Source organism: Xanthomonas boreopolis (genome assembly GCF_046529185.1).
Lineage (GTDB): Bacteria > Pseudomonadota > Gammaproteobacteria > Xanthomonadales > Xanthomonadaceae > Pseudomonas_S > Pseudomonas_S boreopolis.
In genome coordinates this window covers 74,732-89,813 of record NZ_CP097162.1, presented here as the reverse complement: position 1 = coordinate 89,813, position 15,082 = coordinate 74,732, and the positions used below count along the sequence as shown (strand labels likewise).

The window sequence follows — 15,082 nt, the reverse complement described above, 5'->3', positions numbered from 1 at the left end:
ATGACCATGGTCACTTGACCCGATCGCCCGCGGGGAACGATGGTCCCGTTCCTGGCGCGCCGCATCGGGGTGGATGCGCCCCGATGGGAGACTCGTCCACGTGGATCGCCGCACTTTCCTCACGCTTTCCGGGCTCGGCGCGGCCGGGCTGCTGCTGCCGCATACGCGCCTGGTCGCGGCCGAGCAGTTGCTGGTGCCGGCCGATGCCGCGCGCAACCGGCGGCTGGCCGATACCGCGTTGAGCACGGCCAGGGCCGCCGGCGCCCGCTACTGCGACGTGCGCGTGGGGCGCTACCTGCGCCAGTTCGTGATCACGCGCGAGGCGCGGGTGGAGAACGTGATCAACGCCGAGTCGATGGGCGTGGGCGTACGGGTCATCGCCGACGGCGCCTGGGGCTTCGCCGCGACCAATACCCTGACCTCCGACGGCGTGGCGGCCGCCACGCGCCAGGCGCTGGCGATCGCGCGCGCCAACGCGAAGCTCGCCGCGACGCCGGTGCAGCTGGCGCCGCTGGAGGGCGTGGGCGAGGCGAGCTGGCGCACGCCGATCAAGCGCAACGCGATGGAGGTGCCGCTGCAGGAAAAGGTCGCGCTGCTGATGGACATCAACGCCGCCGCGCAGAACGCCGGCGCCGACTTCGTCGCCTCGCGGCTGTTCTGCATCAACGAGCAGAAGTACTTCGCCAGCAGCGACGGTTCCTACATCGACCAGGACGTGCACCGGTTGTGGCTGCCGTTCACCGTCACCGCGGTGGACAAGGCCAGCGGCAGGTTCCGCACCCGCGATGGGCTGGGCGCGCCGGTCGGCATGGGTTACGAGTACCTGGACGGCGATGCGTCGCAGAAGCACCACCTTCCCGGTGGCGTGGTCGGCTACGGGCTGTCCTACGATCCGCGCGAGGACGCGGTCGCCGCAGCGAAGCAGGCGCGCGCCAAGCTCGCCGCGCCGTCGGTGAAGCCGGGCAAGTACGACCTGGTGATCGACCCGAGCAACCTGTTCCTGACCATCCACGAGTCGGTCGGGCACCCGCTGGAGCTGGACCGCGTGCTCGGCTACGAGGCCAACTACGCCGGCACCAGCTTCGCCACGCTCGACAAGCGCGGCAGCTTCCGCTGGGGCAGCGCGCCGGTGAACTTCGTCGCCGACAAGACCCGCGCCGGCAGCCTCGGCGCGGTCGGCTACGACGACGAGGGCGTGAAGACCAAGCAATGGGACCTGGTGAAGGACGGCATCCTGGTCGACTACCAGTGCACGCGCGACCAGGCGCACATCCTCGGCAAGAACGCCTCGGACGGCTGCAGCTACGCCGATGCCTGGTCGAACGTGCAGTTCCAGCGCATGCCCAACGTATCGTTGATGCCGGGCAAGGCGCCGCTGTCGGTCGAGCAGATGATCGCCGGGGTGGAGAAGGGCCTGTACATCCACGGCCGCGCCTCGTACTCGATCGACCAGCAGCGCTACAACGCGCAGTTCGGCGGGCAGCTGCTGTTCGAGATCGAGCACGGCAAGGTGACCCGGCTGGTCGAGGACGGCGCGTACCAGATCCGCACGCCGGAGTTCTGGAACTCGGTCAGCGCGATCTGCGACGAGCGCGATTTCCGGCTGGGCGGTTCGTTCTTCGACGGCAAGGGCCAGCCGAGCCAGGTCTCGGCGGTGTCGCACGGCTCGGCGACGACGCGCTTCGACGGGGTGAACGTGATCAACACGGCGCGCTCGCTGGGATGAGGACGCGGGCGCGCCTTCGCGCGCCCGTGCCCCGCCGCGAGGCCTTCGCGCCTCAGCGGGTGGTGTAGCCGCCGTTGACCAGGATGGTCTGGCCGGTCATCCACCAGCCCTCGGACACCAGGAAGCGGATCCACGGCACGATGTCCTCGATGTCGGTCAGGCCGGTCCTGGAGAACGGCGACAGCGCCGCCGCGGTCTTGTGGTAGGCCACCGCGTCGTCGCTCTCGGCCGGGTAGAAGAACGGCGTGTCCATCGGGCCGGGGCCGATCGCGGTGACCGAGATGCCGCGCTCGCCGAACTCCTTGGCGGCCGCGCGCGTGTAGTGCTCCACCGGCGCCTTGGTGCCGGCGTAGCTGGAGTAGAACGGCGTGAACGCGCCCAGCAGCGAGGTCACCAGGGTGCAGACCTTGCCGTTGTCGGCCAGGTGGCGGCCGGCTTCCTTGAGGAAGAAGAAGGCGGTCTTGTTGTTGACCGCGTCCATCCGGTCGAACTCGGCCTCGCCAATCTCCACCATCGGCTTCTTCAGCACCCTGCCGACCGTGTTGACCGCGATGTCGATGCGGCCCAGCGCGGCCTTGGCGTCGGCGAACAGCTTCTCCACCGCGGCGGCCGCGGTGAGGTCGGCCTGGAACAGGTGCGCCTGGGCGCCGGCCTCGCGCACCGCGGCCGCGGTGGCTTCCGCGTCGGCGCGGCTGGCGTCGCTGTTGTAGTGGATGGCGATGGCGGCCGCGCCCTGCTTGGCCAGGTCGCGTGCGAGCAGGCCGCCGAGGTTCTTGGCGCCGCCGGCGATCAGCACGGTCTTGCCCTGGATGCGGTGGTCGGTCATGACGGTTCTCCTGTTGGAACGGCGTGCGTGCCGTGGTGAGGGCCAGCGTATCGACTGGGAATCCCGGATAAAGACGGCCGCCTTGACTTCACTTGTCGGCAGGCCCGGATAATCCGCGCCATGGACCGCATCGAGCTGTGCCGCATCTTCGTCCGCGTGGTGGATTGCGCGAGCTTCACCCGTGCCGCCGACCAGCTGAACATCCCGCGCTCGACCGTGTCCGAGGCGGTGCGCGTGCTGGAGCAGCGCCTGGGCACGCGCCTGCTCCATCGCACCACCCGGCGCGTGTCGCCCACCCAGGACGGGCTGCTGTTCCATGCGCGCTGCCAGCAGCTGATCGTCGACATGGACGAGGCCGAGCAGTTGTTCCGGCAGGCGCCGCAGGCCCTGTCCGGGCGGCTGAAGGTGGACGTGCCCGGCCGGATCGGGCGCTTGATCGTGGCGCCGGCCTTGCCGGAATTCCTGCGCCGGCACCCGCAGGTCGACATCGAGCTCGGCATGACCGACCGGACCATCGACCTGGTCGAGGACGGCGTGGACTGCGCGCTGCGGGTGGGGCCGCTGGAAGACTCGCGCCTGGTCGGCCGCAGCATGGGCCAGCTGCCGCTGGTCAACGTCGCCAGCCCGGACTACCTGCGCAGGCACGGCACCCCCGCGCATCCGTCGATGCTGGATGCGCACTGGGGCGTGCTGTACGCCTCGCCCGGCAGCGGGCGGATCGAGCCGTGGGAATGGCGCGAGAACGGCGAGCTGCGCACCCGCTCCCTGCACGGCCGCGTGACGGTGAACAGCGCCGAGGCCTACATCGCCTGCTGCCTGGCCGGGCTCGGCCTGATCCAGGTCCCGGCCTACGACGTGCGGCGCGAGCTGGAGGAGGGCAGGCTGGTGGAGGTGATGCCCGGGCACCGCGCCGACCCGCTGCCGATGACGTTGCTGTACCCGCACCGGCGCCATCTCTCCCGGCGGCTGCAGGTCTTCATCGACTGGCTGCAGGCGCTGCTGCAGCGCGAGACGGCATCGCCGCCGGCCGGCGCCCGCAAGACGCGCCGCATGGCGCCGCGCGCCTGATCCGCGCCGTGCGCTGCGCGGATCCGTCGAACGGAATCGTGCGGACCATGCCTAAAGTCATTTGACGGTCGATTCCGCGCACCGCAAGAATCGGGATCGCGCTCCGCGTGTGCGGCGCGCCCGACCAACCTTCCGCGCGTCCGTGCGGAACCAAGGGGAGTATCGCCGTGCATCGACGTGATTTCCTGGCCCTGACCGGGCTGACCGCGGGCGGCTTGATGGTGCCGTCCTTCTTCGGCAAGGCCATCGCGGCCGAGCAGTTGCTGGCCACGCTGGACCCGGCGGTCAAGAAGCGCCTGGCCGATGCCGCGCTCGACGCGGCGCGCAAGGCCGGCGCGAGCTACAGCGACGTGCGCATCGGCCGCTACCTGCGCCAGTTCGTGATCACCCGCGAGGACAAGGTGCAGAACGTGGTGAACACCGAGTCCACCGGTGCCGGCGTGCGCGTGATCGCCAACGGCGCATGGGGCTTCGCCGCCACCAACGACCTCACCGAGGCGGGCATCGCCCGCGCCGCCCAGCAGGCCTCGGCGATCGCCAAGGCCAACGCCAGGATCCAGACCGCGCCGGTGCAGCTGGCCAAGGCGCCGGGCTACGGCGAGGTGTCGTGGAAGACGCCGATCAAGAAGAACGCGATGGAGGTGCCGATCAAGGACAAGGTCGAGCTGCTGCTCGGGGTCAACGCGGCGGCGATCAACGCCGGCGCCAACTTCGTCAACTCGATGCTGTTCCTGGTCAACGAGCAGAAGTACTTCGCCAGCACCGACGGTTCCTACATCGACCAGGACGTGCACCGCATCTGGGCGCCGATGACGGTGACCGCCATCGACAAGGCCAGCGGCAAGTTCCGCACCCGCGACGGCCTGTCCGCGCCGATGGGCCTGGGCTACGAGTACCTGGACGGCGACGCGTCCGGCAAGGTCGTCACGCCCAACGGTGTGGTCAACTACGGCATGTCCTACGACATGAAGGAAGACGCCGTCGCCGCCGCGCGGCAGGCGCAGGAGAAGCTCAAGGCGCCTTCGGTGAAGCCGGGCAAGTACGACCTGGTGCTCGACCCGTCGCACACCTGGCTGACCATCCACGAGTCGATCGGCCATCCGCTGGAGCTGGACCGCGTGCTCGGCTACGAGGCCAACTACGCCGGCACCAGCTTCGCCACGCTGGACAAGCTCAAGTCCCACTTCCAGTACGGCAGCGACAAGGTGCACGTCTTCGCCGACAAGACCCAGCCGGGCAGCCTCGGCGCGGTCGGCTACGACGACGAGGGCGTGAAGACCAAGCAGTGGGACCTGATCCGCGACGGCAAGCTGGTCGACTACCAGACCATCCGCGACCAGGCCCACATCCTCGGCAAGACCGAGTCGGACGGCTGCTGCTACGCCGACTCCTGGAGCAGCGTGCAGTTCCAGCGCATGGCCAACGTGTCGATGGCGCCGGGCAAGACGCCGCTGTCGGTGGCCGAGATGATCAAGGACGTGGAGAACGGCATCTACATCATCGGCGACGGCTCGTTCTCGATCGACCAGCAGCGCTACAACGCGCAGTTCGGCGGCCAGCTGTTCTACGAGATCAAGAACGGCCAGATCACCCGCATGCTGGAGGACGTGGCCTACCAGATCCGCACGCCGGAGTTCTGGAACGCCTGCGTGGCCGTGGCCGACGAGCGCGACTACCGCCTGGGCGGTTCGTTCTTCGACGGCAAGGGCCAGCCGGGCCAGGTCTCGGCGGTCTCGCACGGCTCGTCCACGGCCCGCTTCAACGGCATCAACGTCATCAACACCGCCCGTTCGCTGGGCTGACCGGCGCAAGGAGATATCCCATGAGCATCCTCACCGAAGCGCAGGCCAAGGCCATCCTCGACAAGGTCGTCGCGCTGTCCAAGGCCGACGAGTGCACGGCCTCGCTGTCCGGCTCGATCGACGGCAACATCCGCTTCGCCCTCAACAACGTCTCCACCAGCGGCATCGTCGACAACACCGAGCTGGCGGTGCAGGTGGCGTTCGGCAAGCGGGTGGGCACCGCCACCATCAACGAGTTCGACGACGCCTCGCTGGAGCGCGTGGTGCGCCGCGCCGAGGACCTGGCGCGGCTGGCGCCGGAGAACCCGGAGTTCGTGCCGGCGGTGCCGAAGCAGACCTACACCCCCAGCCCGACCTTCAGCGAGTCCACCGCCGCGATCACCCCGGAGTTCCGCGCCCAGGTGGCGGCCGACTCGATCGGCCCGTGCAAGGGCAACGGCCTGATCGCCGCCGGCTTCCTGGAGGACGGCCAGAACTTCGAGGCCTTCGCCAACAGCAACGGCAACTTCGGCTACCAGCGCGGCTCCCGCTTCGACTACACCTGCACGGTGCGCACCGAGGACGGGCGCGGCTCGGGCTGGGTCGGGCGCAACCTGAAGGACGCGGCCGACTTCAAGGCCGAGCAGGACATCCGCATCGCCATGCGCAAGGCCAGCGAGTCGGCCGAGGCCAAGGCGCTGGAGCCGGGCAAGTACACGGTGATCCTGGAGCCGGCCGCGGCGGCCGGGCTGATCAGCTTCATGATGAACTTCTTCGACGCGCGCATGGCCGACGAGGGCCGCAGCTTCCTGTCGAAGAAGGGCGGCGGCAACAAGCTCGGCGAGCAGGTCTACGACCCGCGCGTGAACATCACCGCCGACCCGTGGGACCCGCGCGCGCCGGTGATGCCGTGGGACAACGAGGGCCTGCCGCGCGAGAAGATGGCCATCGTCGAGAACGGCAAGGTGGTCAACCTCAACTACTCGCGCTACTGGGCGCAGAAGAACGGCAAGCGCGCGGTGGGCGAGCCGGGCAACCTGCTGATGGCCGGCGGCGACAAGTCGATCGCCGACCTGGTGCGCACCACCGAGAAGGGCATCCTGGTCACCCGCACCTGGTACATCCGCATGGTCGACCCGCAGACCGTGCTGCTGACCGGGCTGACCCGCGACGGCACGTTCTACATCGAGAACGGCCAGATCAAGCACCCGGTGAAGAACTTCCGCTTCAACGAGTCGCCGGTGATCATGCTCAACAACATCGACGAGCTGGGCAAGCCGGTGCGCGTGGCCGGCGACGAGTCGAGCTTCGTGATGATGATCCCGCCGATGCGGTTGCGGGACTTCACGTTCACCTCGCTGTCGGACGCGGTGTGAGGGAAAGGCGGCCCTCATCCGCCCCTCCGGGGCACCTTCTCCCGCGCGCGGGAGAAGGGATGGCACCCGGCGTCACACGCGGCGCGGCAAGGCACCTTGTCCCGCACGCGGGAGAAGGATTGGCCAGCTACGATCTTTCCGCGGTCCGGGATGCCGGAAGTGTCCCTTCTCCCGCTTGCGGGAGAGGGTGCCCGCAGGGCGGATGAGGGCCATGACTCGCAACCAGTTCCTGCAGCTGCTGCTCGGCACGGCCGCCGCCGCCGCGCTGCCGTGGCCGGCGCGGGCGCAGGCGGCGCGCTACGACTTCTGGTTCACGCGCCTGAAGTACGACTCCGGCGACTGGGACGTGGACGCGCGCATGCCGTCCAACCTGATCACCTCGCTGATCGACTACACCACGCTGCGCGTGGACCCGGTCGAGCACGTGCTGCCGCTGGCCGACCCGCGCATGCTGTCGGCGCCGTTCTGCTACCTGGCCGGGCACAAGCTGGTGGAGTTCAACCCGGCCGAGCGGCGCAACTTCGAGCGCTACGTGCGCAACGGCGGGTTCGTGTTCGTGGACGACTGCAACCACGACATCGACGGGCTGTTCGCCAAGTCGTTCGAGGCGCAGATGGCGGCGATCTTCGGCAAGTCCGCCCTGAAGAAACTGCCCAACCGGCACCCGATCTACAGCAGCTTCTTCAAGTTCCCGGACGGCCCGCCGGCGACCGGCTTCGAGCTCAACGGCTGGGGCGACGACCTGGTGCACGACTACCTCAAGGGCATCGAGATCGACGGCCGCCTGGGCGTGCTCTACAGCAACAAGGACTACGGCTGCGAATGGGACTACGACTGGCGCAACAAGCGCTTCCTGGCCGAGGACAACACCAAGTTCGGCGTGAACATCGTGATGTACGCATTGAATTCATGACCCTTGTGGGAGGGACTTCAGTCCCGACGGGCTTTACCGGTAAAGCCCGTCGGGACTGAAGTCCCTCCCGCAGAGAACCACTACGAGATTCCCATGACCTCCCCCGAACCACAGACCCTCGATCCCCTGCTCGCCAAGCTCGGCGAACTGCGCGGCGCGCTCGCCCAGGCCGTGGTCGGCCAGGGCGAGGTGGTCGAGCAGTTGCTGATCGGCCTGCTCGCCGGCGGCCATTGCCTGCTCGAAGGCGCGCCCGGGCTGGGCAAGACCCTGCTGGTGCGCTCGCTCGGCCAGGCGCTGGAGCTGCAGTTCCGGCGCGTGCAGTTCACGCCCGACCTGATGCCCAGCGACATCCTCGGCACCGAGCTGCTGGAGGAGGACCACGGCACCGGCCATCGCCATTTCCGCTTCCAGCCCGGCCCGGTCTTCACCAACCTGCTGCTGGCCGACGAGCTCAACCGCACCCCGCCCAAGACCCAGGCGGCGCTGCTGGAGGCGATGCAGGAGCGCACCGTCAGCTACGCCGGCACCACCTACTCGCTGCCGGCGCCGTTCTTCGTGCTGGCCACGCAGAACCCGATCGAGCAGGCCGGCACCTATCCGCTGCCGGAGGCGCAGCTGGACCGCTTCCTGCTGCACGTGCGCGTGGACTACCCGAGCGAAGCGGAGGAGCGCGACATCCTGCGGCAGACCACCGGCTCGCATGGCGCGCAGGTCCCGCGCGTGATGGACGCCGAGGCGGTGCAGGCCCTGCAGCGCCACGTGCGCGAGGTGCACGTCGGCGAGGACCTGCTCGGCTGGATCAACCGCCTGGTGCGCGCCAGCCGCCCGGGGCCGCAGGCGCCGGAGGAGGTGCGGCAATGGGTGAAGTGGGGCGCCGGCCCGCGCGCCGGGCAGTCGCTGGTGCTGGCCTCGAAGGCGCGCGCGCTGCTGCACGGCCGCTACGCCGCGACCCGCGAGGACGTGGCCGCGCTGGCCGCGCCGGTGATGCGCCATCGCCTGCTGCTGTCGTTCGCCGCCGAGGCCGAGCAGAAGACGGCCGACGACGTGGTCGCCGCGCTGCTGCGCGGCGTGCCGTCCGCCGCCTGAGCGGGCCGACGTGGCCGAAGGCTTGCCGGCGCTGATCCCGGGCGATGTGCGCAGCCGCCTGCGTACGTTGCAGCTGCGCGCGCGGCGCATGGCCGGCGCGCACGGCATCGGCCTGCACGCCAGCCGCAGCCGCGGCGCCGGGCTGGAGTTCGCGCAGTACCGCGCCTACGAGCCGGGCGACGAATTGCGCCAGGTCGACTGGAAGCTCTACGCGCGCTCGGACCGCTTCTTCGTGCGCGAGGCCGAGCGCGAGAGCCCGTTGACGCTGTGGCTGCTGCTCGATGCGACCGCGTCGGCGGGGCAGGCGGACCAACGCCGGCCGGACTACGCGCGGCTGGACGCGATGAAGACCCTGGCCGCCTGCGCCGCCGAGGTCGCGCTGCAGCAGGGCGACCGCTTCGGCCTGGTCGCCGTGCATGGGGCAGGCCTGGAGCTTGTGCCTGCCGGTACCGGCCTGCGCCAGCGCGACCGGCTCTGGCTGGCCTTGCATCGCCTACGCGCGCAAGGCGCCTGGCCGTCGCCGGCGGCGCTGCGGCCGGTCTGGGAACGCATCGCCGCCAACGACCTGGTGCTGGCGATCGGCGACGGTTTCGACGAGGACGCGGGCGAACTGCTGGAAAAGCTCGCGGCCGCGCGCCGCGAGGTGCTGCAGTTGCAGGTGCTGACCTGCGACGAGCGCGATTTCGCGTTCGCTGGCGGCCATCGCTTCCTCGATCCGGAGACCGGCGAGGAACTGCTCGGCGACGGCGCCGCGATGCGCGCCGACTACCTGCGCCGCTTCGCCGAGGCGCAACGCGCGCGCGCGGTACGCTGGCAGGCGGCGGGCATCCGGCATGCGATCCATCATCTGGACGAGCCGGCGGACGCGGTGCTGCGGCGGTTGTTCGAGGCCAAGGCATGATCGGCATCGCGTTGTCGTCTTGGCCCTCATCCGCCCCTTCGGGGCACCTTCTCCCGCCGGGCGGGAGAAGGAACGCCGGCATGCCGCCGCACGCCGCGCCAACGGTTTCGCTCCCTTCTCCCGCGAGCGGGAGAAGGTGCCCCGAAGGGGCGGATGAGGGTATCCCTTGAACCTCGTCCTGCTCCTGCCCCTCGGCCTGGCCGCGCTCGCCGCGCTGCTGCTGCCGCTGCTGATCCACCTGGCGCGCCGCAGCGAGCATCGCCCGACGCCGTTCGCGGCGCTGCGCTGGCTGCGCGCGGTGCCGCGCCCGCGCCATCGCGTCCGCTTCGACGAATGGCCGCTGTTGCTGGTGCGCTTGTTGCTGCTCGCGCTGCTGGCGCTGCTGCTCGCGCAACCGGCGCTGCTCGGGCGCGACGACCGCCGGCCGCGCATCGCGGTCGCGCCCGGCGTCGATCCGGCGCAGGCGCGCGCCGCGGTTGCCGGCGAGGCGGATGCGCATTGGTTGTGGCTGGCCCCTGGATTTCCCGACCTGGCCACACCCGCGCCCGATGCGGCCCGGCAGCAGACCAGCCTGTTGCGCGAACTCGACGCGACGTTGCCGGCCGCGACGCCGTTGACCGTCGTGGTCCCGCGCCGATGGGGCGGCCTGGACGGGCAGGTACCGGTGCTGTCGCGGCGCGTGCGATGGCAGGTCGTGGAAGCCGCGTCGCCATCGCCCGCGGCCGCGAAGACCGCACCGCCAACGCTGCGCGTGTTCGCCGACGCTGCGAACGATGGCGCATTGCGCTACCTGCGCGCCGTGCAGGCGGCCTGGCACGAAGACGCCGCGCTCGATGTCCGGCCCGCCGCCGATGCTGCCGCCGCACCGCCGCGCGATACGACCGCGCTGTGGCTCTCCGCGGCCGCACCGCCGGCATCGCTGCTGCAGTGGGCCCGCGAAGGCGGCACGCTGCTGCTCGATGCGCGCACGCCGCTGCCGCGCGGGCTCGCGCTGCAGCCGCACTGGCACGACGAGCGCGGCACCGCCGTGGTCGAAGGCGCCGGCTTCGGCGCCGGGCGCGTGTTGCGCTTCGCCCGCGCGCTGGATCCGGTCGCACTGCCGCCATTGCTCGACGCCGCGTTCCCGGACCGCCTGCGCGCCGTGCTGCAACCGCCACCGCCGCCGCAACGCGCGTTCGCCTCGACCCAGGCGCCGATGACCGGCGCCACGCCTTCGCCGGCCGCACCGCGATCGCTGGCGCCCTGGCTGGCGTTGGTCGCCGCGCTGCTGTTCCTGCTCGAACGCTGGCTGGCGACCTCGCCGCGGCGCGGGAGGTCCGCATGAGCGCCGCGCGGCTCTCCCTGCTGTGGCGCGCGGCGCGGCGCCGCCGGCAGGCGATCGTCTGGTCGCAGGGCGTGCCGCTGGCGTTGCTGGCGGCCGCGCTGGCCTGGCGCTGGGCCGGCCCGTCCATGGCCATGGCCGTCGCCACCGTCGCGCTGCTGGCCACCGCCGCGTCCGGCGTGTTGCGCGCGCGGCGCCTGGACCGCCGCTGGCTGGTCCGCCGGCTCGACCGCGACCGCGACCTGGAGGACAGCGCCGACCTGCTGTTCGCCGATCCGGCCGCGCTCGGGCCGTTGCAGCGATTGCAGCGCGCGCGCGTGGAGGCGCGGCTCGGTTCCGGCGCCCGCGACCTGCGCGAACCCTGGCCCTGGCGCTCGATCCTGCCGCTCGCGCTGGCCGCGCTCGTCCTGGCGTCGCTGGCGCTGCGCTGGCCGATGCACGGCCAACGCCCGAGCGCGCCCGCGGCGCGCGACGAGGCATCCGCACCGGCCAGTCGTGCACCGGTGCTGCGCACGGCGCGCCTGCACGCCACGCCGCCGGCCTATACCGGCCAGGCGCCGGGCACGCTGCCGTCGCTCGACGCCAAGGTGCCGCAAGGCACGCAGCTGGCGTGGACGCTGCGCTTCGAGCCGCAACCGATGCGCGTCGCCTTGCGCCTGCACGACGGCAGCACGCTGGAGCTGGTGCGCGACGGCGATGCCTGGCAGGCGCGGATGGCGCTGCAGCGCTCCGCGCTGTACCGGGTGATCGTCGACGGCAAGCCGCTGGACGGCGCGCTGCACAAGCTCGAGGCGCTGCCGGACCGCCCGCCGCAGGTGCGCGTGCTCGAACCGGAAAGCAGCCTGGTGCAGTGGACGCCGACGCGCGCCGGCTGGGCGCTCCGCTTCGAGGCCAGCGACGACTACGGCGTCGCCGCCGGCGCGCAACTGAAGCTCACGCTGGCGCAAGGCAGCGGCGAGAACATCCGCTTCCGCGAGCAGACCGTGGCGCTGGCCGGCAGCGGGCCGGCGACGCTGCGCCGGTTCGCGCACACGCTGCAGCCGCAGGCGCTGGGCATGGCGCCGGGCGACGACCTGATCGCGCAGCTGGTCGTGCGCGACACCCGCCAGCCGGCGCCGCAGGAGGCGCGCAGCGCCAGCGTGATCCTGCGCTGGCCGCCGCCGGAACAGGCGCTGGCGACCGACCTGGAAGGCAGCGTCAAGAAGACCCTGCCGGCGTACTTCCGCAGCCAGCGCCAGATCATCCTCGACGCCGAGGCGCTGCTGAAGGAGAAGCCGCGGCTCGATCCCGACGCCTTCCTCAAGCGCTCCGACGCGATCGGCGTGGACCAGCGCCTGCTGCGGCTGCGCTACGGCCAGTTCCTCGGCGAGGAGAGCGAAGGCGCGCCGAAGCCGCCGTCGGCCGACGACATTCCCAGCGCCGACGCGCCGCCGACGGCCGACCTGCCCACCGCCGATGCGCCCGCGCCCAGGCCCGAGCCGGCGCGCGACGCGCATGCCGGCCACGACCACGACGAAGCGCCGCAAGGCGCGGCCGCGCTCGACGACCACGATCACGACCATGACGCGCACGGGAGCGCCGGTTTCGGCCAGGCCGGCAACGTGCTGGCCGAGTTCGGCCACACCCACGACCATGCCGAGGCCGCGACCCTGCTCGATCCGAAGACCCGCGCCACGCTCAAGGCCGCGCTCGACCAGATGTGGCAATCCGAGGGCGAACTGCGCCAGGGCCGTCCCGCGCAGGCACTGCCGCATGCGTACAAGGCGCTGGAGTACATCAAGCAGGTGCAGCAATCCGAACGCATCTACCTGGCGCGGGTGGGGCCGGAGCTGCCGCCGATCGACGAGGGCCGCCGCATGAGCGGCCAGCGCGACGGCCTGGCGCGGCGCGACGACGCGCTCGTCGCGCGTACCGCGCCCGACCCGCGGCCGATGGCCTTGTGGCAGGCGCTGGGCGCGGCCGATCGCGCCGCGGCGTCCGGCGCGCTGGACGATTTCGCGGCGTGGCTCGGCGCCCACCAGGGGAGCATCGAGAACGCGCTCGACCTGGCCGCCGCGGTCGAGACCTTGCGCGCCACGCCCGACTGCGGCGCCTGCCGGCAGCGCCTGCGCGCCCTGGTGTGGCCGCTGCTGGTCCGTCCCCCGGCCGCGCCGGCGCCGCGCGCACCGGCCAACGAGCGTGGCCGGCGCTACCTGGACGCGCTGCAACGGCAGGAGGACGCGCGATGACGCAGCTGGTCCTGGCCGCCGTGCTGGCGGTGGCGGCATTGCTGGCGATGTGGCGCCTGCGCCGCGCCCGCGTCGCCCCCTGGAAGAAGATCGCCCTGCTTGCGCTGCAACCGGCATGCGCGGCGCTGCTCTACTTCGCGCTGGCGCCGCCGCCGCGCGCAGGGCAGGCCGGCACGCTGGTGGTCGCCAGCGCCGGCAGCGACCTGCGTTCGCTGGGCGCGGCACCAGGCGACCGCGTCGTCACGCTGCCCGAAGCCCCCGCGCTGGCGGAGGTGGAACGCGTCCCGGACCTGGCCACGGCATTGCGCCGCCATCCCGGCACGCAGCGGCTGCGGATCGTCGGCGCGGGATTGCCCGCGCGCGATCGCGACGCCGCCGCCGGCTGGCCGCTGGCGTATGCGCCCGTGGCGCCGGTGCCGGGCCTGGCCGAGCTGTCCACGCCGCCGCCATTGGTGCCGGGCGCCGGTTTCGCCATCGGCGGCCGCGTCGTTGGCCTGCCGCAGGCGAGCGTGGAGCTGCTCGACCCGGCGGGCCGCCGGGTCGATCGCGCGAGCATCGGCGAGGACGGGCGCTTCGTCCTGGACGGCAGCGCGCGCGCCACCGGCGATGTCCTGTTCGAGGTCCGCGTGCTCGATGCCAAGGGCGACCCGCGCGACCGCGCGCGGGTGCCGGTATCGGTGGCCGAAGCGCCGGCCCTCGAACTGTGGCTGATCGCCGGCGCGCCGCAGCCGGAACTGAAGTACCTGCGCCGCTGGGCGCACGACGCCGGGCTCTCGCTGCAGACCCAGGTCGCGGTCGGCGGCGGCCTGCAACTGGGCGATGCGCCGCGCCCATTGGAGGCGGCCACGCTGGACGGCGTCGACCTGTTGATCGTCGACGAACGCGCGTTGGCCGGGCTCGGCCGCGGGCAGCGCGCCGCCGTGCGCGACGCGGTCGCGCGCGGGCTGGGCCTGCTGGTGCGGATCGGCGGCCCGCTCGACGCCGGCGCGCGCGCCGCGCTGGCCGAGCTCGGCATGCCGCTGCGCGGCGAGGGCGGGATCGCGCCGGTCAGGCTCCCCGGTCCGGCCGATGCGTCGCTGGATGCGGCGCGGCGCGGCGCACCGGCCGGGCCGGACCCTGGCCGCGACGACGAAGCATCGCCCTTGCCGGCGCTGGAGCGCCGGGTTTTCGCACCCGCCGCCGCTGGCGCGGTCGATGCGCTGCGCGCCGCCGACGGCAGCGCCTACGCCTGGTGGCGCACGCTCGGCCGCGGCCGGATCGGCGTGACCACGCTCGCCGACAGCTATCGCCTGGTGCTCGAAGGCCACGCGTCCGCGCATGCGGCGCTGTGGAGCGAGCTGCTGTCGCCGCTGGCGCGCCCGAAGGCGCCCGCCCTGGCCGTCGCCGCGCCCGGGTGGCGCGACGAACGGCTGGCGCTGTGCGGCCTGGGCGACGCCGCCGTGCTGCAGGCCCCGGACGGCAGCGCGGCCCCGCTGCTGCGCGATCCGGCCACCGGCGACGCCGCGTGCGCCGGCGCGTGGCCGCGCCAGGCCGGCCTGTATCGCTGGCAGGACGGCGAACGCGCCGGCCGCGTGCTGGTGCGCGATCCGGCCGAGGCGCCCGCGTTGCACGCCAATGGCCTGCGCGCGGCCACGCTAGGGCTGGTGCGCGAAGGCGCGCCGCCGCGGCCGGCGATGGCCGCGCCGCAGCCCGGCCCGCGCTGGCCATGGTGGCTGGCCTTCGTCGCCGCTTCCGCGTTGCTATGGTGGCTGGAACGCAGCCGCCTCGGCCGGGACCGCGCCGGAACCGCCCGCTGACCCTTCGTCACGACCGCTTCACCTTGCCGACCGCGCAATACGCGGCGCCGGCCAGCCCCC

The 15,082-nt window shown here is 72.2% G+C and carries 11 protein-coding genes; 10 read left to right on the top strand and 1 reads right to left on the bottom strand.

Annotated features, from left to right (window positions below):
• Window positions 1-100 precede the first annotated feature (100 nt).
• Window positions 101-1,726 (top strand): TldD/PmbA family protein, encoded by a 1,626-nt coding sequence (locus tag M3M27_RS00360; protein ID WP_434026796.1) that lies wholly within the window; start codon window positions 101-103, stop codon window positions 1,724-1,726.
• Window positions 1,727-1,778: 52 nt separating this feature from the next.
• On the opposite strand, the gene M3M27_RS00355 is transcribed toward M3M27_RS00360, so the two are convergent.
• Window positions 1,779-2,552, bottom strand: a complete 774-nt coding sequence (locus tag M3M27_RS00355; protein WP_140724664.1) for an SDR family oxidoreductase — start codon at window positions 2,550-2,552, stop codon at window positions 1,779-1,781.
• A gap of 120 nt (window positions 2,553-2,672) precedes the next feature.
• Between M3M27_RS00355 and M3M27_RS00350 the strand changes: the two genes are divergently transcribed.
• The 9 genes from M3M27_RS00350 (at window position 2,673) to M3M27_RS00310 (ending at window position 15,022) form a co-directional block, all read left to right on the top strand.
• Window positions 2,673-3,620 (top strand): LysR family transcriptional regulator, encoded by a 948-nt coding sequence (locus M3M27_RS00350; RefSeq protein WP_434026795.1) that lies wholly within the window; start codon window positions 2,673-2,675, stop codon window positions 3,618-3,620.
• Window positions 3,621-3,787: 167 nt separating this feature from the next.
• The gene (locus tag M3M27_RS00345; protein WP_434026794.1) at window positions 3,788-5,422 is read left to right on the top strand and encodes a TldD/PmbA family protein; all 1,635 of its coding nucleotides are present in this window, start codon (window positions 3,788-3,790) and stop codon (window positions 5,420-5,422) included.
• Window positions 5,423-5,442: 20 nt separating this feature from the next.
• Window positions 5,443-6,777: a TldD/PmbA family protein gene (locus M3M27_RS00340; protein ID WP_140724658.1), complete on the top strand. Its 1,335-nt coding sequence runs from the start codon at window positions 5,443-5,445 to the stop codon at window positions 6,775-6,777.
• A 211-nt stretch (window positions 6,778-6,988) separates the two neighbouring features.
• On the top strand, window positions 6,989-7,690 hold the full coding sequence (locus M3M27_RS00335; RefSeq protein WP_434026793.1) for a DUF4159 domain-containing protein: 702 nt from the start codon (window positions 6,989-6,991) through the stop codon (window positions 7,688-7,690).
• A gap of 93 nt (window positions 7,691-7,783) precedes the next feature.
• Window positions 7,784-8,776 (top strand): AAA family ATPase, encoded by a 993-nt coding sequence (locus M3M27_RS00330; RefSeq protein ID WP_434026792.1) that lies wholly within the window; start codon window positions 7,784-7,786, stop codon window positions 8,774-8,776.
• Between the two features lie 10 nt (window positions 8,777-8,786).
• Complete coding sequence (locus M3M27_RS00325) at window positions 8,787-9,677, top strand: DUF58 domain-containing protein (protein ID WP_434026791.1); 891 nt, start codon at window positions 8,787-8,789, stop codon at window positions 9,675-9,677.
• Window positions 9,678-9,843: 166 nt separating this feature from the next.
• Complete coding sequence (locus tag M3M27_RS00320) at window positions 9,844-11,001, top strand: BatA domain-containing protein (protein ID WP_434026790.1); 1,158 nt, start codon at window positions 9,844-9,846, stop codon at window positions 10,999-11,001.
• Window positions 10,998-13,226 (top strand): hypothetical protein, encoded by a 2,229-nt coding sequence (locus M3M27_RS00315; protein WP_434026789.1) that lies wholly within the window; start codon window positions 10,998-11,000, stop codon window positions 13,224-13,226. The genes M3M27_RS00320 and M3M27_RS00315 overlap by 4 nt, the downstream gene beginning before the upstream one ends.
• The gene (locus M3M27_RS00310; protein WP_434026788.1) at window positions 13,223-15,022 is read left to right on the top strand and encodes a carboxypeptidase regulatory-like domain-containing protein; all 1,800 of its coding nucleotides are present in this window, start codon (window positions 13,223-13,225) and stop codon (window positions 15,020-15,022) included. Before M3M27_RS00315 ends, M3M27_RS00310 begins: the two co-directional genes overlap by 4 nt.
• Window positions 15,023-15,082: the final 60 nt, after the last annotated feature.

What these genes read in the sequence shown, in the direction of transcription:
- M3M27_RS00340 (WP_140724658.1), top strand. Translation starts at nt 5,443, where the DNA reads ATGAGCATCCTCACCGAAGCGCAGGCCAAGGCCATCCTCGACAAGGTC.
- M3M27_RS00350 (WP_434026795.1), top strand. Translation starts at nt 2,673, where the DNA reads ATGGACCGCATCGAGCTGTGCCGCATCTTCGTCCGCGTGGTGGATTGC.
- M3M27_RS00355 (WP_140724664.1), bottom strand. Translation starts at nt 2,552, where the DNA reads ATGACCGACCACCGCATCCAGGGCAAGACCGTGCTGATCGCCGGCGGC.
- M3M27_RS00310 (WP_434026788.1), top strand. Translation starts at nt 13,223, where the DNA reads ATGACGCAGCTGGTCCTGGCCGCCGTGCTGGCGGTGGCGGCATTGCTG.
- M3M27_RS00335 (WP_434026793.1), top strand. Translation starts at nt 6,989, where the DNA reads ATGACTCGCAACCAGTTCCTGCAGCTGCTGCTCGGCACGGCCGCCGCC.
- M3M27_RS00315 (WP_434026789.1), top strand. Translation starts at nt 10,998, where the DNA reads ATGAGCGCCGCGCGGCTCTCCCTGCTGTGGCGCGCGGCGCGGCGCCGC.
- M3M27_RS00330 (WP_434026792.1), top strand. Translation starts at nt 7,784, where the DNA reads ATGACCTCCCCCGAACCACAGACCCTCGATCCCCTGCTCGCCAAGCTC.